The organism is Pseudoalteromonas sp. NGC95 (assembly GCF_015864705.1).
Lineage (GTDB): Bacteria > Pseudomonadota > Gammaproteobacteria > Enterobacterales > Alteromonadaceae > Pseudoalteromonas > Pseudoalteromonas arctica.
On sequence record NZ_JADYWR010000003.1, the window covers coordinates 184,371 to 204,854 of the forward strand.

At 39.0% G+C, this 20,484-nt stretch carries 17 protein-coding genes; 14 read left to right on the forward strand and 3 right to left on the reverse strand.

Annotation, left to right across the window (positions count from 1 at the left end; all coding sequences use genetic code 11):
- Window positions 1-5 precede the first annotated feature (5 nt).
- The gene (locus I6E70_RS04650) at window positions 6-1,496 is read right to left on the reverse strand and encodes a SulP family inorganic anion transporter (RefSeq protein ID WP_121954540.1); all 1,491 of its coding nucleotides are present in this window, start codon (window positions 1,494-1,496) and stop codon (window positions 6-8) included.
- 581 nt (window positions 1,497-2,077) lie between these two features.
- On the opposite strand from I6E70_RS04650, the gene I6E70_RS04655 reads away from it, so the two are divergent.
- From I6E70_RS04655 to I6E70_RS04675, 5 genes are read left to right on the forward strand one after another with little or no spacing between them, the layout of a single operon-like run.
- Complete coding sequence (locus I6E70_RS04655) at window positions 2,078-2,476, forward strand: type IV pilin protein (RefSeq protein ID WP_165721814.1); 399 nt, start codon at window positions 2,078-2,080, stop codon at window positions 2,474-2,476.
- Entirely contained in the window at window positions 2,467-2,919 is a 453-nt protein-coding gene (locus I6E70_RS04660; RefSeq protein ID WP_007585191.1) for a GspH/FimT family pseudopilin, read from the forward strand. The genes I6E70_RS04655 and I6E70_RS04660 overlap by 10 nt, the downstream gene beginning before the upstream one ends.
- Window positions 2,913-3,323 carry a type IV pilus modification PilV family protein gene (locus I6E70_RS04665; RefSeq protein WP_007585189.1) on the forward strand — a complete coding sequence of 137 codons (411 nt, stop codon included), beginning with the start codon at window positions 2,913-2,915 and terminating at the stop codon, window positions 3,321-3,323. Before I6E70_RS04660 ends, I6E70_RS04665 begins: the two co-directional genes overlap by 7 nt.
- Window positions 3,320-3,832: a PilW family protein gene (locus I6E70_RS04670; RefSeq protein WP_007585188.1), complete on the forward strand. Its 513-nt coding sequence runs from the start codon at window positions 3,320-3,322 to the stop codon at window positions 3,830-3,832. The genes I6E70_RS04665 and I6E70_RS04670 overlap by 4 nt, the downstream gene beginning before the upstream one ends.
- On the forward strand, window positions 3,833-5,755 hold the full coding sequence (locus I6E70_RS04675) for a DUF7305 domain-containing protein (RefSeq protein ID WP_197188146.1): 1,923 nt from the start codon (window positions 3,833-3,835) through the stop codon (window positions 5,753-5,755).
- A gap of 90 nt (window positions 5,756-5,845) precedes the next feature.
- Here I6E70_RS04675 and I6E70_RS04680 read toward each other — a convergent pair whose 3' ends face one another.
- Entirely contained in the window at window positions 5,846-6,574 is a 729-nt protein-coding gene (locus I6E70_RS04680) for an NUDIX hydrolase (protein WP_007585186.1), read from the reverse strand.
- A gap of 364 nt (window positions 6,575-6,938) precedes the next feature.
- Here I6E70_RS04680 and I6E70_RS04685 point away from each other — a divergent pair, with 364 nt between their 5' ends.
- The 9 genes from I6E70_RS04685 to I6E70_RS04725 all read left to right on the forward strand — a co-directional run bounded on the left by I6E70_RS04685 (window position 6,939) and on the right by I6E70_RS04725 (window position 19,350).
- Entirely contained in the window at window positions 6,939-8,294 is a 1,356-nt protein-coding gene (locus tag I6E70_RS04685; protein WP_165721810.1) for an MFS transporter, read from the forward strand.
- A gap of 62 nt (window positions 8,295-8,356) precedes the next feature.
- On the forward strand, window positions 8,357-9,424 hold the full coding sequence (locus I6E70_RS04690) for a glycoside hydrolase family 43 protein (RefSeq protein ID WP_197188147.1): 1,068 nt from the start codon (window positions 8,357-8,359) through the stop codon (window positions 9,422-9,424).
- 387 nt (window positions 9,425-9,811) lie between these two features.
- Entirely contained in the window at window positions 9,812-12,841 is a 3,030-nt protein-coding gene (locus tag I6E70_RS04695) for a TonB-dependent receptor (RefSeq protein WP_197188148.1), read from the forward strand.
- A gap of 177 nt (window positions 12,842-13,018) precedes the next feature.
- On the forward strand, window positions 13,019-13,762 hold the full coding sequence (locus I6E70_RS04700) for a SapC family protein (RefSeq protein WP_197188149.1): 744 nt from the start codon (window positions 13,019-13,021) through the stop codon (window positions 13,760-13,762).
- Between the two features lie 10 nt (window positions 13,763-13,772).
- Window positions 13,773-14,783, forward strand: a complete 1,011-nt coding sequence (locus I6E70_RS04705) for a cupin-like domain-containing protein (protein WP_197188150.1) — start codon at window positions 13,773-13,775, stop codon at window positions 14,781-14,783.
- Window positions 14,784-14,805: 22 nt separating this feature from the next.
- Window positions 14,806-16,290, forward strand: a complete 1,485-nt coding sequence (locus tag I6E70_RS04710; protein ID WP_197188151.1) for a tryptophan halogenase family protein — start codon at window positions 14,806-14,808, stop codon at window positions 16,288-16,290.
- 5 nt (window positions 16,291-16,295) lie between these two features.
- Window positions 16,296-17,018: a DUF6445 family protein gene (locus I6E70_RS04715; protein ID WP_197188152.1), complete on the forward strand. Its 723-nt coding sequence runs from the start codon at window positions 16,296-16,298 to the stop codon at window positions 17,016-17,018.
- 76 nt (window positions 17,019-17,094) lie between these two features.
- The gene (locus tag I6E70_RS04720) at window positions 17,095-17,847 is read left to right on the forward strand and encodes a ThuA domain-containing protein (RefSeq protein ID WP_231620052.1); all 753 of its coding nucleotides are present in this window, start codon (window positions 17,095-17,097) and stop codon (window positions 17,845-17,847) included.
- Between the two features lie 222 nt (window positions 17,848-18,069).
- A complete protein-coding gene (locus I6E70_RS04725) occupies window positions 18,070-19,350 on the forward strand; it encodes a glycosyl hydrolase family 8 (RefSeq protein WP_197188154.1) in 1,281 nt (426 codons plus the stop codon).
- A gap of 153 nt (window positions 19,351-19,503) precedes the next feature.
- Here I6E70_RS04725 and I6E70_RS04730 read toward each other — a convergent pair whose 3' ends face one another.
- Window positions 19,504-20,478 carry an SMP-30/gluconolactonase/LRE family protein gene (locus tag I6E70_RS04730; protein ID WP_197188155.1) on the reverse strand — a complete coding sequence of 325 codons (975 nt, stop codon included), beginning with the start codon at window positions 20,476-20,478 and terminating at the stop codon, window positions 19,504-19,506.
- Window positions 20,479-20,484 lie beyond the last annotated feature (6 nt).

The following is a 20,484-nucleotide window of genomic DNA, read 5'->3' on the forward strand; positions in this document are numbered from 1 at the left end:
TCTCCTTAATGACCGCCAAGTAGTTTATCGACTTCTTTGGGGTCGTTATGTACGCCAAATTTATCAACAACTGTTTCGGTTGCGCTATTCATACCAACAATATTAACTGTTGCGCCTTCGCGTCTAAACTTAATAACCACCTTATCGAGTGACGATACACCGGTTATATCCCAAAAGTGGGCATGGGTTAAATCAATTACTACGTTAGAAACCGCATTTTTAAAATCGAACGACGCTATAAACTGCTCAGCTGAGGCAAAAAATACCTGGCCTACAACTTCATAAGTTACTAGGTTTTTAGTTTCATCGTGCTTAGTTGTAACAACCATAAAGCGACCAATTTTGTTCGCAAAAAACAACGTAGCTAGCAATACGCCAACTAAAACACCAATGGCTAGATTATGCGTGGCAACAACCACAATAACGGTTGAAATCATCACTACGTTTGATGAAAGAGGGTTCTTTTTTAAATCTTTAACTGATGCCCACGAAAACGTACCAATAGATACCATAATCATTACTGCAACTAATGCAGCCATAGGAATTAAACGCAGCCACTCATCTAAAAACACCACCATGATGATTAAAAATAAACCAGCAATAAAGGTTGAAAGTCGTCCACGACCGCCCGATTTAACGTTGATGATTGACTGTCCAATCATGGCGCAACCCGCCATACCACCAAATAAACCTGCGCCAATATTAGCAATACCTTGGCCCTTACATTCTTTATTACGATCGCTCGTTGTATCAGTTAAGTCATCAACAATGGTGGCGGTCATCATTGATTCAAGTAAGCCCACAACCGCAAGACCAATTGAATACGGTAAAACAATTTGCAGTGTTTCGAGTGTTAGTGGTACATCGGGCCATAAAAATATAGGTAGGGTGTCTGGCAGTTCGCCCATGTCGCCAACGGTTCTTATATCAAGACCCAAAAACAGTGAAACCAGTGTAATAACAACAATACACACTAAAGGAGAGGGAAGTATTTTGCCAATAGTTGGAATGTATGGGAATAAGTAAATAATACCTAAGCCTGCAGCAGTCATGGCGTAAACATGCCAAGTAACATTGGTAAGCTCAGGTAACTGTGCCATAAATATTAAAATCGCCAGCGCATTTACAAACCCTGTTACAACAGAACGCGATACAAACCGCATTAATTCACCGAGCTTTAAAAAGCCTGCAAATATTTGTAGTACACCAGTAAGTAAGGTAGCAACCAGTAAGTATTCCAGACCATGATCTTTAACCAGCGTCACCATTAACAGCGCCATTGCACCGGTAGCAGCCGATATCATGCCAGGGCGACCGCCTACAAAGGCAATAATAACCGCAATACAAAATGAGGCGTATAAACCCACTTTAGGATCAACACCCGCAATAATAGAAAAGGCAATAGCTTCCGGTATTAGGGCAAGCGCCACAACAATACCAGCAAGCACATCACCACGAACATTAGAGAGCCAATCTCTTTTTACGTGATCAAACATGTAATAAACCTAATTAGTTAGTTTCCCAAAGTATAGGGGAGTATTTTATTTAAATAACAATGATTCTCGCGCAGATGGCGATTAAGGGTGCACGCAACGTGCTGATGAAAAAGGGAGTGGTTGCCTAGGGCGGCGTAAGTTTCAAGTAAAAAGCTCCTTTTTGATTAATTAATTTACTAGCTACGTGAAAATAACATAAGAAAAAGTTTGTTTCTAGCGAATAGAAAAATAGAAGGTTACGGCTGATGAATAAAAGCCTAGTTACATTTTAGAAACATATACAATAAATAAGTTATTAATTATATAAAATAACTTAGTATATTAACAGTGAGCTATTAAGGTAATTATAATACTATGTTATTTAAAACACTCGTTATTTGCACTGTTTTAGTGCACTCAAACGTTTTTTTATTTAATCTGGTGCGTAACTGGAGTTAAATAAATGCTTCTGTATATTCTAACGTTATATTGTTGACAAGATGTAACTTGTCGCTATTATACATTCTTCAAAAAACTCCAAATTACTTTTTATTTTACGTAAAAATAAAACATGTTTGATATAAATAATGGAAATTAAATAAGTGAAAACGGAGCAATTAAGGATACCTTACGGTTTTACCCTTATTGAATTAATGATAGTAATTGCTATTATCGGGATTTTATATGCAATTGCACTTCCAAGTTATACGAGTTACATACAACAAAGTCGAAGAGCTGATATCCAACAGGTTTTACTACAGCAAACAGCTGTTCTCGAAAGACAATACACTCGTGTTGGTGGTTACCCAAATACATTTACTTTTCCTACCTCAGATTATTACTCCTTTAGCTATACAACCGATGCAACTACAGGCGCTTCAAATGGGTCTGAATTTACAATACAAGTTACACCTAAAGGTGCTCAGAAAAGTGATGAGTGTGGCAAGTTGTCTGTAAATCAAAGTGGTACTAAGTCAGCAGATAAATCTAAATGCTGGTAAAAAAAAGCCTTGGTTTTACTTTACTCGAAGTTTTAATCACGATGACCATTATTGGTATTTTAACTGCAGTTGCGACTCCTTCGTTTATTACTTTTATAAAGCGGGATAGATTAGTTACAAATTCGAATCAACTGCACAGTGTTTTTAAATTTGCGCGTAGTGAAGCCATTAAAAGAGATCAAAGTGTTTCTATCAAAACGTTGAATAAACAATGGCTAGTAAAAACTGCTATTAATTCGACGCAAACCACGTTAAATATTTTTGAAACTACACATAGCAGCATTTCTGTAGATTTAAAGAATATTAATATTTCAAGTACGGGTGAATTAGGCCAAATGTATCAAATCTTGGTGAGCGATAAGGACAGTACAACTGGCGACTTTACTTTATGTATTTTACAAAGTGGACAAAGTTGGTTAGTTGAGGCCCCAGAGACATGCTAATAAATTACAGCAAAGGGTTTTCTCTTTTAGAAGTTATGGTTGCTTTAATTGTCGCGACGGTTGCATTGTTAGGGCTTGCTTCAGGTCAACTAAAATCATTGCAATATATTACAAACAGCTTTAATTATACGGTGTCAATAATTGAGGCTAATAATGTTTTAGAGCGTATTTGGCCTCATTTATGCGAGCTACAACAAACAGATCCAAGTTTGTACAACGATACTGACTTTAGAAATTATTTATCCCCACAAATTGATGCATATACACTCACTCTACCTGCTAACTTTTCAAATGATTTATCGGTTGAAGTAACCTGGCAAGATAAGCGTTTGACTGACAACTTAGAAAATCGCGTTGTAATTACAGGAAGCTTCCCAACACTACCTGATGGTTGCACGCCATGAAACATCTAATAAATAAACATAAAGGCTTTACTTTAATAGAGCTTATGGTTGCACTTGCTGCAGGTATGTTTCTATTAGGCGGTGTGAGTCTGGCTTATTCTTCAATTAATAGCAGTACCAGCACAGCAAAAGATTTAGAAAATGCATTAGATGTAATCCGATTTAGCAGTAAAGTATTTACACGAAGTCTAAAACAAACCAACTCAGTCCCTACTTACACAAATAATATTCTAAGTGTTGAGCAAGAGATGGGGTCATCTGCTTGTACTGGCTTAACTATTAGTGCGCCATTTATCGAAAAATATAGCCATGAAGATGACTCATTATTTTGTGATGTAGGGAATGGAAAAGTAAAAATATTAAAAGGTGTTAATGCAATTAGCTACGTAATTGATAACAACGTAGTGAGTGTCCTTGTAGAACCTACAAACTTACCAAGCCAATTCAATAACAGCTTAGTGATTGATATATCTTTGTCGCAAATGGTAATGAATAAGGCATTTCAATAAATGAAAAATACATCTGGTTTTACACTTGTTACTGTACTTATTTTAACATCTATGGCTTCAATTGTTGTACTTAGTACTCTTAGAGATAGTGTGATCCAGGAGCGCTTGAGTGGTAATTTTCAGAAAAAATTGAACGCAAGGTTGATGTCTGAGAAAGGAGTATTTTCAAGTATTGAAAAACTAGAAACAGCAATGCTTGCAGATCCGACTATAAATATTAACGATTTAATAGCCCATAATAGTGAAGTTTCTGGTACAAGTTCGCTTGAATCTAGTATATACAATGCAACCATTGAGATTGACAGTAATGGCGATATTTTAATTTCTAGCGAAGGTACTCGCTTTGAAGGTGAGAACCAAATGCAAGCTATATTCGAATATGTAGCTGGTGGGGGCGGAACGACCAGCAGTGCCTCAGTTTTTTCTAATGGAATTACAGGGTGTTCTGGTGTTGCAATTAGTGGAAGTGGCTTAATTGATAGCTATGATTCGTCTTTAGGGGATTATAACGACACACTAGCTGATGGTAACAAAAATACATCAGAAGAATCTTTTGTTAATACAGTTAACGACTCTGGTGATATTACGCTCAATGGTAGCGGTACAATTGAAGGTAATGTTCTATCCTCTAGTAATTTATCAATTATTCAAGGCGCTGATATTACAGGCAATATTCATAGTAATGGAAATTTAATACTCTCTGGTGGCGTGGTCGTTGGAGGGGATGCATCGGCATATCTAAGTTTCACACAAAGTAGTGGTACTGTTTCAGGTAGTATTTCAGCAAACCAATCTATATCAGTAAAGCAAACTCCAGTTGGTGGTGATATTAGTTCATCAGGTCCAATTTCTATTACAGGTAATGCAGTCCAAGGAACAATTCGTTCATATGATTTAGTCGCTCTTAATCAAACAACAATACGGCACGGCGTTTATACCTCCGGGAATTATGAGCAAACAGGGGGAAGTGTATACGGTGGAGTGCGTGTTCAAGGTAATGTGACGCTTAAACAGTGGGGCAGTACTATTGATAGTAAAGACCTTAGATACGCAGGTAATGGCTCTTTTAAGGACGACACACCAGAGTATGCTTTTTCACCTTATAAAGTATCAAGTACAGACATATCAATACCAACTATTGAGCCAGTTGAAAAAATAACACCAGAAAGTGAAAATAATAGAGGGTTAACTGCGTGTGATCCACTTGATATTGCAACAGCAATTGATAGCGTGTCAGTTAATACGACAAGCCCTGACCTTTTTATAAATAACAATAGCAGAGCTGGTGACTTACTCGAGTTAGAAACTAACACGGCTAACTTTTTAGTAGACTTTGGAAGCACTCCAGATGGTACCATCACTGCTAAAGCTGCAACTTTCCTTGATTCAGAAACTCAAATATTTTATTTTGATGATGTAACAATTAAAGGCCGAATGCAGGTAAAAAGTAATCATAATGCAGTTATGTTTGTAGATGGCGATTTTACAATGAATGGCGCAAGTTCGCTAACAATCCCTGATAACAGCAGCTTAACTATCATAATTAAAGGAAAGCTTAAGATAGGAAATGGGGCACAAGTTTACGCACCTGACAATGGGATTACAAATGAAGGCAGGCCCGTTTTTAGTATTTATAGTTCTTACAGTGGAAATGATACTGGAATAGAGTTTTCAGGTGGTACACGAGAGCTTTATGCTGTTATATACGCACCACTTTCACAAGTTAAAGTTACTTCAGCAGTTGGTTTTAAAGGGTCTATTTTAGGAGATACTGTTATTGTAAGCGGCGCCGGTGGTATTCACTTTGACACGGCGTTAAATGAAGCCAGTTTTGGTGGTTCTTCATCTGGTGGTAATGGATCTGCAAGCAAGTTAGTTTTCAAAGGATGGCGCTTTACCCCCGTTGAAAAAAGCAATGAATAACAAAGCTATTAGGTCGTTATTCAAAGCTCAATTCTATAAGGGAATCTATCAGGATTATTAAATTAATTACTTTGCTCAAGATTTGCTTATTTAAAACTCAAACGTAAAACCAAACTCTCTTAATTTTTCGTACACGTTTATGTCAAAACGATAAAGCGTTGCGGCTCTGTGAGCTACGTTGGTTTGTTTTTCTTTGCAGTTTATTAGTAAGTTCATTTTTTGAAACTTACGTCTAAAGTTAGGTTTATCGAGTGATTTATTTAAAATCGACTCGTAAATTCCTTGTAGCTCAAGCAGGGTAAATTTTTCAGGGAGTAAGCTAAAACCAATAGGCTCGTGTCTTACTTTGTAGCGTAAGTAGTCTAAGCCACTTTTTAAAATATCGGCATGGTCAAACATTAAAGCCGGTACACTATTTACATCAAACCATTCACATTCTAAAGCATTATCGCCGCTCACAAGGTTGGTTTCTTCAAAGCGAACGAGCGAATAATAAACAATGGTAATAATACGTCTAGCAGGGTAGCGGTCTACGTTACCAAAAGCACCTAACTGATCTAAGTACAGGTTTTCAACACCGGTCGTACTTTTAACAACACGTAAAGCTGCAAGGTCTAAGTTTTCATCTTTACGAACCCAATGACCAATTAAACCCCACTGGCTTGTTGCAAGGCCTCGGTTATATTTAACCAGCAACACCTTTAACTTACCTTCATGAATAGCAAATACAATATTATCTACGGTTAGATTACTAATGCAGTCATCAGGAATCGATTCTTCGTCGATATTGTTAGAAATGTTTGATGTTTTATAGTGCATAAATTACTCAGCCAAAGCTATACGAAGATATTGTTATAAAGACTATTAAGGGTATATAAAAGGTGGGTAAAGCGCAAATAAAAAGCTTTTATAATTCCTATTTAAAACAATCACATCTATTTAATTAATCACTTTATACACTGTACCTGTTTTTACGCGTTAACGCCGATATTCGACTTTGGTTTGGTATTGGTTTTTTATTGAACGAATAATACCTTTGTATGTTAGTAAATTTAACGCTTAATTAGCGCCATGTATTAAATAAATTACTGGCTGATTAAAAATGTAACATAAATGTTTACATGCGCTAAAAATGCATATAGTATTTTTGACTATATCGATTTGCATTGAAAATTGAGCACACATGAACAACACAAAACACACACTCACAATTAAAGAAAAAATAGGGTACGGCCTTGGTGATACAGCCAGTAATATTGTATTTCAAATGGTCGCTAACTTTATGTTGATATTTTATACCGATGTTTACGGTTTATCTGCAGCCGCTGCGGGTACCTTATTATTAGCGGTTCGTTTATTTGATGGTATTACCGACCCTATAATGGGCAGTATTGCCGATAGAACGCGCAGCCGTTGGGGCTCTTACCGCCCATATATATTATTTTTAGCCGTGCCTTACGGTGTGTTTGCTTGCTTAGCATTCATAACCCCAGATTTTGATTCCACGGGCAAGCTTATATATGCCTACTTTACTTACGGGCTATTAATGACGTGTTATACCGCCATTAATATACCGTACGGCGCACTTGGCGCAGTAATGACAAACGACCCTAAAGAGCGTGCATCGCTTCAGTCATACCGCTTTGCAATGGCAATGGCTGCACTGCTTGTAATTGTATGGGCACTGCCTAAGCTAGTTGCTTTTTTTGGCGACGGCGACGATGTAGTAGGTTACCCGCTAGCCATGGTGTTTTTAGGCGGACTTGCAGCGGCTTGTTTTTTACTGTGTTTTAAAATGACCAAAGAAACCAAACAAGTTAAACCCGCGCAAAGTAAAAAAAATGCCTTCCTTGAATTTTTAAGCTTATTTAAAAACGATCAATGGGTTGTAATAGCCGTTATAAGCCTAGCAACATTAATATTAATTGGCGTTAGAGCCTCAGTAGCACCGCATTATATTAAGTACTACGTAGGAGAAGCCTCACTTACTTCTAACTTTTTAACACTCTCAGCAATTGGCTCAGTACTAGGCGCTGTGTCTACCAACTTTTTAACCAAATTTATTGAAAAGAAAACACTATTTATAGTCGCTTTAGTGGTCGTAATTATTTCTCACAGCATGTTTTACGTACTTGAGCGCGACGCCATAGTCACCATTTTTATTGTCTACTTTATTGCTAACTTTGCCCACATGATAATTACCCCAATTATGTTTTCGATGGTGGCAGATACGGTTGACTACGGGGCATTAAAAATTGGTCGCAGATTAACCGCTGTTACGTTTTCTGGTCATTTATTGGCAATAAAACTAGGCTTTGCAATTGGCGGTGCTATTGCAGGGTGGATATTATCTGGCTATGCATACGTGCCTAATCAAGAGCAGTCAGAACACACGTTATCAGGCATTTTACTCGCCTTTGCTGGTATTCCAGTAATTTGTACCGTGGCATGTTTAATTTTTATAACACGTTACAAACTTACCGAGCCTGAGGTAAAGCGCATTCAAACGCAGCTGGCTGATAACAAAACCATAAACTAATTTAGCAGCCCATTTTATACCTTTTTAAAGTGCAAAGTGGGCAGGCAATACTAGGAGTAAAAATGCAAAATACAGCACAAGCAGCACCCCCATCTAATGGATTAAGTGACGCTGAACTTAAACAGTTAAAAGACTTACAACGAGCCAACTCGTTAATACAAAATCATAATGTATTAGTTGATCACATGTATACCGCCGATCCTTCTGCGCATGTGTTTAATGGCAAAGTGTATATTTATCCATCGCATGACATTGAATCAAAAAATGAAATTAATGATAACGGCGACCACTTTGCAATGCGCGACTACCATGTGTTTTCGCTTGACGAAAGCTCAGGCAAAGCCATAGACCATGGCGTAGCACTTTGTGTAGATGACGTAAAATGGGCAAGTAAGCAAATGTGGGCACCCGATGCTGCGCATAAACTTGGTCAGTATTACCTTTATTTTCCGGCGCGCGATCAGCAAGGTATTTTTAGAATTGGCGTTGCAAAAAGTGACAGTCCAACAGGTCCATTTAAAGCCGAAGACGATTACATTCAAGGGACGTTTAGTATTGACCCTGCTGTATTTGAAGATGACGACTCAAGCTATTATTTGTATTTTGGTGGCTTGTGGGGCGGCCAATTACAAAATTGGCAAACCAGCGAATTTAATGAACAAAGCACGTATCCAAAAAATGGTGAACCTGCAATTCCTGCGCGCGTTGCAAAATTATCGGAAGATATGATCAGCCTAAGCGAAGACGTAAAAGAGGTTGTTGTACTAGATGAAAGCGGCTCGCCAATTACAGTATGCGATAACAACCGCCGCTTTTTTGAAGGCCCTTGGGTACACAAACACAACGGTGTTTATTACTTTTCGTACTCAACGGGCGATACACACAAAATTGTATACGCAACGGGCGATAATCCATACGGACCATTTACCTATCAGGGCGTTATTTTAAACCCAGTACTTGGTTGGACCACGCATCACTCAATTGTTAAGCACAATGATGGTTGGTTTTTATTTTATCACGACAGTACGTTGTCGGGCGGGCAAACCCATTTACGCAGTATGAAAATGGCTAAGCTCGAACACGACTCAAACGGAAAAATTCAAACAATAAGCCCATATGAACACGCTTAACAAAAATAGTTATAAACAATGCAAATTATCTGCGTGAGCACCGCTACAGCTTTTATTTGCACAAAAAAGATATAGTCAATATGACCATTAATTTATTTTGTTAATGGTCTAAATAAGAGGAAGCTGAGGACATATGACAAAATGAAAATATTTTAAAGCAAAAAATTAGCACAAAGAATTAGCATAAACATCCTGTTATTTAACGGTTTTTAGTTAAGTAGCACATGTTTAAAACTGGTTGTGGTCTTTGTAAAACGTTTAAAACATACACACACAATAATTATTTATTGACCGTAAAATGAAACAAATAGTTTACAATTATGTTTCGAGTAATTCTTAAAGTCTTGCAGTACGTCAATAATAATTAAATAAGAAAAAGGCATCATGATGTTTAAGAAAAAGATAATTTCAACAGCCATACTCGCTGCAATGGGTACCGTTACGCTTCCTCACCAAAGCTACGCTGCAGAAACCATTGTTGACGAAGATGTAGAAATAATACAAGTAACAGGCATTAGAGGTTCATTGCAGCGCTCTATGGATGTTAAACGCGATTCTTCTGGTATTGTCGATGCAATTTCGGCTGAGGATATGGGGAAATTTCCTGATACCAATCTTGCTGAATCGCTACAACGTATTACCGGCGTATCAATTGATAGAGCGGGCGGTGAAGGTAGCCGCGTAACAGTACGTGGATTTGGACCTGCTAATAACTTAATTACTATTAATGGCCGCCAACTTCCAAATACAACAGGTGACCGTACATTTGATTTTGCAAATGTTGCATCTGAAAGCGTATCGGGCGTGCAAGTTTATAAAACATCAGACGCAAGTGTTACCTCAGGTGGAATTGGTGCAACTATAAACTTAACAACAAACAGACCTTTAAATAGCCCAGGTATAAAAGCATCGTTTGGCGTAAAAGCTGTAGACGATCAATCAACCGACGAGGGCAGCATTACACCAGAGGTAAGCGGTTTATATTCGCAAACATTTGGGGATGACAAGTTTGGTATTTCGATTTCAGGTAGCTACCAAGACCGTGAAAGCGGTATGCAGCAGTTTATTCAAGATCAAGGCTACAGAGCATCTGATTACACAAATACAGGATGGGGCGGTGTACCTGCAGGCGCAGAAGGCGGAGCAAACAGACCTACATCAGGCATTTACTCAAACCCGCAACAACCACGTTATGTGTTTGAAGAGCGTCAACGTGAACGTGTAAATGGTCAGTTGGTATTTCAATATCAACCTGTTGAAAATATTACAGCAACCCTTGATTACACGGGCTTTAAAACAACCGTTGAAGAGCAGCACACTGATGCCTCAGTATGGTTTAACTATGCTGGCGACAGAAGTGAATCTGTTTGGGCGGGTGAGTCTAACGCGTACCCACTTATTTACTCAGAAATTTATGACATTCAAAGTGATGCCGATTACCGCGATACGTCGCTTACGGTAGGTTCTTGGGGTCGCGAAGAAAAAACAGATTCATTAGGCTTTAATCTAGAATGGGCGGTGTCTGATCAGCTTAACCTAGAGTTTGATCACCACAGTTCAAAAGCATCAATGAAAGCAACTGATCCACGCCACGGTACACGTAATAATATTCAGTTACCGTCGTACACACGTTCGCGCTCAGGGCTTGATTTAACAGGCGACTTACCAGGTATTGCTATTGGTAATATTGAAAACTTTAACCCAAGTACTATGCGTTTATCTGGTAGCTGGTTTGCAAACGATAAATACGATTCAGAAATCGATCAAACACAAATCTCAGGTAAGTACTTTTTTGACGACAGTTTAAGCATTGACTTTGGTGTTGCGGTTAATAAAGTAAATAACCATTACCGTCATACACAAGTACAGCGCCCAGATTGGGGTGGTGTTGGTGTTGAGGGTGACTTTGCTGATATTGATTGGCGCCAAGATACTATTTTAGATAAGTTTCAAGCTAAAGCGGGTAATTTTGAAGGCACTGCAACACAAGGCGAATACGATTTATTTAATACAATCTTTTTTGCCGACTTTGATGCGATTGTAAATGCAGCAGAGTACGCAGATCCTATTGCTAACGTAGATAACCTTTACGGTGATTGTAAAGCAGCCGACGGCGCAGCAGCAGGACCAAACGGCGAAGGACAATTTTGTGCCTCAACCGACTGGGATGCAGCAACAAACCGCTTTACTGAAGAAAAAACGCAGTCTGCTTTTGCACAAGTAAATTACAAAGGCGAATTGAGTGGCATGTTCTTCGACCTGCAAATTGGCTTACGCTACGAAAAAACAGACGTATTTTCTAAAGCAACTGCACCCGGTTACAGCCGCGTAGAGTGGAACGAAGATACAGCTACATCAGTAACCGGTGTTACCGGTATTGAAACGCTAAGCCAATCTGCAGATTACAGCCAGTTCCTGCCAAATATTAACTTTAATATTGAAGTTGTTGAAGATGTAATGATTCGCGCAGCAGCAAGCAAAACTATTTCAAGAGCGGGTTATGGCCAACTACAAGGCGGTACAACGATTAATACCGGCGGTAGCTTAAGTGGTTATTCGGGTGGCTCTGGTAACCCAGGACTTAAACCGCTTGAATCAATTAACTACGACTTATCAAGTGAATGGTATTACGGCGAAGGAAGCTATATTTCGTTTGGTTACTTTAAAAAAGACGTAACAAATTGGATCACTACAGGTACTATCGACTCAAATATATTTAACTTAGCTGATCCATTAAATGGTGAAAAGTTTAGAGCTGCTACAGCGGCACTTGGCGCTAATGCATCTAACGAAGATATCAGAACCTATATATTTGAAAACTTTGCTGATGATCCAAATGTACAACCTAAATTTGATGAAGATGGCGAGTTAGACGGCGGCACAATTGTTGGTGACCCAGACTCAGATGATCCAATTAACTTTAGAATAAACGTGCCTGTAAATGGCGACCAAGAATACACCATTGATGGTTTTGAATTTAATATTCAGCACTTATTTGGTGAGTCAGGCTTTGGTGGTATTTTTAACTACACCATGGTTGACTCAGGCCTTGAATACGACAACGACTCGCTAGAGGATACAGAAGCGCTAGTAGGGTTAAGTGATACTGCAAACGTGGTGTTCTTTTACGATAAAGAAGGCTTACAAGCACGTATTGCGTATAACTGGCGCGACTCGTTTTTAAATGAGCGTCGTGTAAATGGCGATTTAACCGCACCAATTTACACTGATGAGTATTACCAAATAGACTTTAACGTAAGTTACGAAGTACCCGCAGTAGAGGGACTTACCGTATTTATTGAAGGTATAAACATTACTGACGAGTACGTAACATCGTACGGGCGTAAGCAACAGTTGATTTATAACATCACTCAAACTGGCTCTCGTTACGGTTTAGGTGTTCGTTATAATTTTTAATAAATTACTCTTGTAGCAACCTTATAAAAGCCGCATTTTGCGGCTTTTTTATTTGCCTAAATTAACCTAGTAATAATAATATCCAGCTGTTATAGTCAATATGAATTTAACTTATTAGTTACATTTAATGTGTAGCAATAAGTAAAGGCACACAACAACAGTTGGAGCACACAATCCATGGCCAATCATGCATTATTAAATAATGTTGAACATCAGCATTTAAAAATAAACCCTGCACGCAGCACACACTTAGGTGACGGGGTTTGGTATAGCGAAACATTTGTGAGCGAATTTAGAGTCGCTCAAGCACATTACCCAATATTTTTTACCAAAGACGATACAACAAATACATTTTCGCCGGTGTGTTTGTACGGCATAAATAAAGACGAAAATTTATTTTTAGTAAACCAGCAATGGCAAGCACACTACATTCCGCTAAGTATGCAGCGACTGCCTTTTGCTATAGCGACTCAAAATACAATGCAAAACGGTGTGGCAACGCAAGAGCGCATGCTTAGCATTGATTTAGACTCGCCAAAAGTGACAACAAAGCAGGGTATTAACTTATTTTTAGAACACGGCGGGAATAGCGATTACCTCGAAAACATCATAAACGTGCTCGACAACCTGCATCATGGGCTAGAACAAAACCAGCCCTTTATTAAAATCTTAATTAAACATGGTTTGCTTGAATCGGTATCGCTAGAGCTTGATTTAGTAAACGGGCTTAAACATAACTTACTCGGTTTTTATACCATAAACGAAGACTCGCTTAACCAGCTAAGTAGCGAGGCAATTGCAGAGCTGCATTCGCAAGGGTATTTAGCGTGTATATACATGATCATTGCATCGCAAGTACATGTGCGTGATTTAGTGGCGCTTAAAAACGAGCAACTTATGCTACAAAAGCACGCTGTGTAAGTACTTAGCTATGGAAAATTTAGCAAATAATATTCAAACGCTGAGTGGCTTAACTCCCAGTACGTTGCCCAAGGAGCTTTTAAACTCGCCTTTGCCTATTGTACTAAAAGGGTTTGTAAGCGATTGGCCCCTCGTTATTGCTGCTAAAAAGTCAGACAGTGCAGCAATTGATTATTTAACGCCGTTTTACGAAGGTTTTTTAGTTAATACTTGCACAATACCCGCCAGTCAAAGCGGGGTTGTAGGGTATAACCCCGATATGAGCGGTTTTAATTTTACTAATCAGCAAGCGGCATTTATTAATGCGCTTGAGCAAATAGCGCAAAGTGCAAATAACCCACAAGCCGACACTTTATACATTGGCTCTACTAGCATTGCACAGTGCTTACCTGGTTTGGTTAATCACTGCCACGTTAACGCATTAAACGAAGGCTGTTTATTTAATGTATGGGCAGGCGGAAAGGTTACCGTACCAGCACATTACGACGTAGCGCAAAATTTAGCATGTTGTGTTGCAGGTAAAAGGCGTTTTACTTTATTTGCCCCCGATCAAATAGATAATTTATACATAGGTCCGCTTGATAAAGCACCCGGTGGTCAGCCAATAAGCTTAACCACCACAACTGCGCCCAACTTCACGCAATACCCTAAATTTGAGCAGGCAATAAAAGCGGCAATTACCGTTGATCTTGAAGCAGGCGATGCGCTTATATTACCCAGCATGTGGTGGCACCAAGTAGAGGGGCTTGGCAGTTTAAATATACTGTTTAATTATTGGTTTAAAAATACGCCAGCGGTGTATGGGCAGCCTACTAATGCGTTGCACCTTGCTATTTTAAACATACGTAATTTACCAAAGCATGAGCGCGCAGCATGGCAACGTTTGTTTAATTACTATGTATTTGCTGATAACGAATTTACCCACATACCAGAGCCCGCACAGGCTATTTTAACAAAGCCAATGAATGAGCTAACAGCGCGCAAATTAAGAGCCGAATTACAAAATAAATTAAGACGCTAAGCGTACTAGTAAGGTTTGAATTATGAATCAAAATGCAATTAAAAAAATCGTAATAGCAGGTGGCGGTACCGCCGGTTGGATGTGCAGCGCTGCAATGGCAAAGCTACTAGGTAAAAATATTGAAATATGCTTGGTTGAATCCGATTTAATACCTACCGTAGGGGTCGGGGAATCTACTATTCCTACGCTGCATATATTTCATGATTTACTAAAAATTAGCGAATCAGAATTTATGGCAGCCACTAATGCCACGTTTAAATTAGGCATATCGTTTGAGGGTTGGAAACAAAACCAGCAAAGCTACTTTCACTCATTTGGTTATGTGGGGCAAGGTTGTTGGGCTGCAGGTTTTCAGCACTTTTGGCTAAAAGGGATGCAACAAGGTGTAGCAGCCGATATTGGTGATTATTGCACAGAGCACGTAGCAAGTCGCTTGGGTAAATTTGCCGTAGTGCCGAATCAAGACCGTAACCATGCTTATCAGTTAGATGCAGGTTTGTACGCTAAATTTTTACGAAATTTTGCACAGCAAAACGGCGCTAAACGTATAGAAGGCATGATAAGCAAAGTTAACTTAGAGCCCACTAATGGCTTTATAAAATCGCTTACTTTAGGTGACGGGCAAATTATTGAGGGTGATTTATTTATAGATTGCACCGGCTTTAAAGGTTTATTAATAGAGCAAGCGCTACACACCGGATACGAAGATTGGAGCCATTGGCTCCCGTGCGACAGCGCAGTAGCAGTACAAACCGAATTAGTAAGCCCAATAGTGCCATACACACGTGCAATGGCACATAAATGTGGTTGGCAGTGGCAAATACCGCTGCAAAGCCGCCGTGGTAATGGCTTAGTGTTTTGTAGTAAATACATGAGCGATGATGAGGCCAAAACAGCGCTACTCAATAACGTAGAAGGCAAACCTATTAATGAGCCGCGCGTTATTAAATACCGCACCGGTACACGGCGTAAACATTGGAACAAAAACTGTGTTGCTATTGGCTTGGCAAGTGGTTTTATTGAGCCGCTTGAATCAACCAGTATTCATTTAATTCAGCAAAGCATTATAAGATTAATGCAAAACATGCCAACCAAAGCAATCGAGTCGTGCTATCAAGATGACTTTAACAACAAAATGCGCTTTGAAGCCGAAAACATTCGCGACTTTATTATACTTCATTACCATGTGACGCAGCGCACCGACAGCGACTTTTGGCGCTACTGTAAAAACATGCCAATTCCAGAGTCGCTTGCCAAGCGCATTGAGCTATTTAAGCAAAGCGGGCATGTATATAAAGCAGAGCAAGAGTTATTTGGCGAAGCCTCGTGGTTACAAGTGATGTTAGGGCAAGGGCTAGTGCCGCAAAATTATCACCCCATTGTAGACAGCATGAGCGATGATGAGCTTAAACGATTTTTAGAATCAATAAAAAATCATGTGGCTAAAAAAGCAAATAGCTTACCGAGTCACATTGATTTTATTAATCATTATTGCAAGGCTAAGTAAGTATTATGCTAACACTTGGCAATAACTTACAGCCGCAGTATGAGTTTATAGGGCAAGAGCAAACGCCAATTATTATAATTGACGACTACCTGAGTGAGCTGCAAAAACTTATAAACTTAGCGCAAAGTGCTGATGAAAATCATGCACAAAATCAGGGAGAGTTTAAACCTGACGAACTCACTCAATACCCAGGTTTACGCATGCCGCTGCCAAAGCAATGTGTGGTTGATTACCTAAAGCCGCTTATACAGGGGTTTTATAACGTATTTAATATTGGGCAAACACTTACCCCATACCCAAAAGATAATACCTTATCGTTAATTACTAAAACGCAGAAGCAGCTATCACCAATACAAACCTTGCCACACTTTGATACAAACGATCCTAACTTAATTGCCATTATTCATTACCTTGGCGAAGGCGAGCATGGCGGCACTGGGTTTTTTAGGCATAAAAAAACAGGGTTTGAAACAATAAGCACAAAGCGCAAAAACACGTATTTAACACATGCTCAGCAATACCTTGAATTAGCAAATACAAAGCCTAGTTACTGCACCACGCAGCACAGTGAGTTTGAGTGCTACAAGCACATAGAATATAAGCCAAATAGGCTTATTGTGTTTCCTGGGTATTTGCTGCACACCAGTTTACTTAATACGTCTACCGATATTTCGTCGTGTCCACAAACAGGGCGGCTAACGGCTAATATGTTTGTTCATTTTAAATAGGATTACTGTGTCTTTTTCTTTACCTAGATTCGCATATATAGGTTGGCTATTAAGCTTTGTTGTATTGGCGCTGAGTATGGCAACAGTGCAAAAAAGTAATGCTACAGGGTTTGATACCCTCCCTAAAAAGCAATTTAATGTGCTGCTATTTACAAAAACCGCAGGGTGGCACCATAAGTCGCAAACCGAAGGCGTTAAAGCGCTAGAAGGCTTAGCCGATAAGCACTTTTTCAACTTAATTTGGCACGAAGAAAGCCATTATTTTAACGACGATTACTTAAAAAATGTTGATGTAGTGGTATTTTTATCAACCACGGGCGATATTTTAAACCCAAAAGAGCAAGCCGCGCTTGAGCGATTTGTAAAAGCAGGTAAAGGCTTTGTTGGTATTCATAGCGCATCAGATACCGAATACGACTGGGCGTGGTATCAAAAGCTGGTGGGGCGCACCTTTAACATTCATCCTGTTATTCAAACTGGCGTACTAAGTAAAGTACCTAATACTCGCTTTATTGGCTTAAACCATATGCCGCAGGAAATGCTTTGGACAGACGAGTGGTACGAATTTGGGCCTGAGCTAACTAAGTTAAACTACTTACTCACAGTTGATGAGCAAAGTTACAATCCAACTGCCGATTGGGGTAATAACAAAACAGGCTCGGGTATGGGGGCGTTTCATCCTATTTCGTGGTATCACAATTACGATGGTGGTCGCTCATTTTATACAGCTCTTGGGCATACTAATGCGGTGTATAAAAGTGAGTTTTTAACAGAGCATATTTATGGCGGAATTTATTGGGCTGCAACGGGTAAAGGGTTAAAAAAGTAGCAATTAATAAATAACTAATAAATACGCTTTTAACACTATTTGTGTCGATTTAGGCTGCTTTTTTAAGCGGCCTTTTATATTTTTTAAGAACTTATTAAACACCTTCACACATTTCACTTAGTTTATAAAACAAACAAATAATTTTGAGAATTCCTTGATCAAATGGTCAAAAAGACTATATTAAATTTGCACGCTGATATAATTCAAATAAAGAGGATAAACATGAAAGTATTTTTTAAAATAACAACTTTATTGTTAACGCTAATAAGCTATCAATCACTTGCTGCATTTAATAATAACCCATCGAGTGTAGGCGCCGACAGTTCAGGAGCATACCGTAACCTCGCACAAGAAATGGGTAAAACAAATATACAGCAAAAAGTGAATAGTACTTTTGACAATATGTTTGGCTATAACAACACACAACAACTTTACTACCCGTACACCGAAAACGGTGTTTATAAAGCACACTACATAAAAGCAATTAACCCAGACGAAGGCGACGATATAAGAACAGAAGGGCAATCGTGGGGAATGACCGCCGCTGTCATGCTTAATAAACAAGAAGAATTTGATAACCTATGGCGCTTTGCAAAAGCGTATCAAAAAAATCCAGACAATCACCCTGATGTAAAAAAACAAGGCGTTTACGCGTGGAAACTAAAGCTTAATCAAAACGGCTTTGTTTATAAAGTGGATGAGGGCCCCGCTCCCGATGGTGAAGAGTACTTTGCGTTTGCACTACTTAATGCCTCTGCTCGTTGGGGGAATTCGGGTGAGTTTAACTACTACAACGATGCCATTACCATGTTAAACACAATTAAAAATAAGCTGATGGAAAACCAAATAATCCGCTTTTCACCTTACATTGATAACCTAACAGACCCTTCTTATCACATACCTGCGTTTTATGACTACTTTGCAAATAACGTAACTAACCAAGCAGACAAAACTTACTGGCGACAAGTAGCCACAAAAAGTAGAACCTTACTTAAAAACCATTTTACAAAAGTAAGTGGTAGCCCGCATTGGAACTTACCTACATTTTTATCGCGCTTAGATGGCAGCCCTGTTATTGGCTACATTTTTAACGACCAAGCAAACCCAGGTCAATGGTATGAATTTGATGCATGGCGCGTAATTATGAATGTGGGTTTAGACGCGCATTTAATGGGTGCTCAAGCGTGGCATAAAAGCGCAGTAAATAAAGCACTGGGCTTTTTAAGTTATGCAAAAACTAACAACAGTAATAACTGTTACGAGCAAGTGTATTCGTACGGTGGAGCGCAAAACAAAGGCTGTGCAGGCGAAGGTCAAAAAGCCGCGAATGCAGTAGCATTACTGGCTTCAACAAACTCTGGGCAAGCAAATGAGTTTTTTAACGAATTTTGGTCTTTATCGCAACCAACAGGTAGCTACCGTTACTACAATGGTTCGTTATATATGTTAGCTATGCTGCATGTATCGGGCAATTTTAAGTTTTATAACAACACGTTTAATTAAAATAACACTACCTAAGTAGCAAAAGCCTAAGCGGCAAAAGCTTAGGTAGCAATAACTTAAATAATAAAAAACCGGTGTAACTAAGTTACACCGGTTTTTGTGCTTAACGAGTGAGCTTAACTTTCTCTTTAATACGTTGCTTAACTAATTTAGCTAATTAGCCAAACCCGCTACTTTTACATCAAGCGTAAACAAGCCCTTAGCGGTGGTTATTAATAACGTTTTGCGATTTTTACCACCAAACGCAAGGTTAGTTACATTAGGGCCAAGTTCAATTTTATCGATAAGTGAGCCGCGTGGCGTGTAAATATTAATAACGCCTTTTTTGTGACTGCTTACGTAAATATTGCCAGCAGAGTCTACTTTTATACCATCGGGTGAGGTTACTATAATAAAGTCTTCACGTGTTGAAATATCACCGTTTTCATCAATAGTGTATTTGCTGACGCGGTTACTAAAGTCGCCAATATAAAGGGTACGTTGATCGGGCGAGAGCGCAACACCATTGGGCTTTTCAAGAGTAGCGTCAATTAAACTAAGTACGCCTGTATTGCTTAACTTATACACACCGGTATAAGACATTTGCTGAGTGCGTTCGCCTAGTTGCCAATTAGGATCGGTAAAAAATATATCGCCATTTTTATGCATAGTCATATCGTTTGGCGAGCTAAAGCTTAGCCCATCAAATTTATTGACTATTACGGTATTGGTCTTACTTTTTATATTAATTTTAGAAAGCGATTGCGTACTATGGTTAAGCGTATAGAGGCTCTCTCCTTTGGCATACAAGCCGTTTGTACCACTGTGTTTTAAATAAGTGGTGAGGGTATTGGGCAGCACTAATTTATAAATGGTCGAATCAGGGCCAAGTGCTTGCGAGCTAGCAAAGTTTATTTCTGAAAAATAAAACGCATTGTCTTGGCTTGACCACGTTGGGCCTTCTAAAAATAATAAATTGTCACTAACGAGTGTGGGTGTTACGCCCTTTATTAATGGCGACTGCTCATTGCTTTGGCTGTTTACAGCGTTTAACAAAGGTGTATTTTCAGGTTGTTGTGCCAGCGCTGCTTTATTAAAACAGAGCATTAATACAACTAGGCTTAGCGTTTTTTTGTGTGTTTTTAGCATAGACGT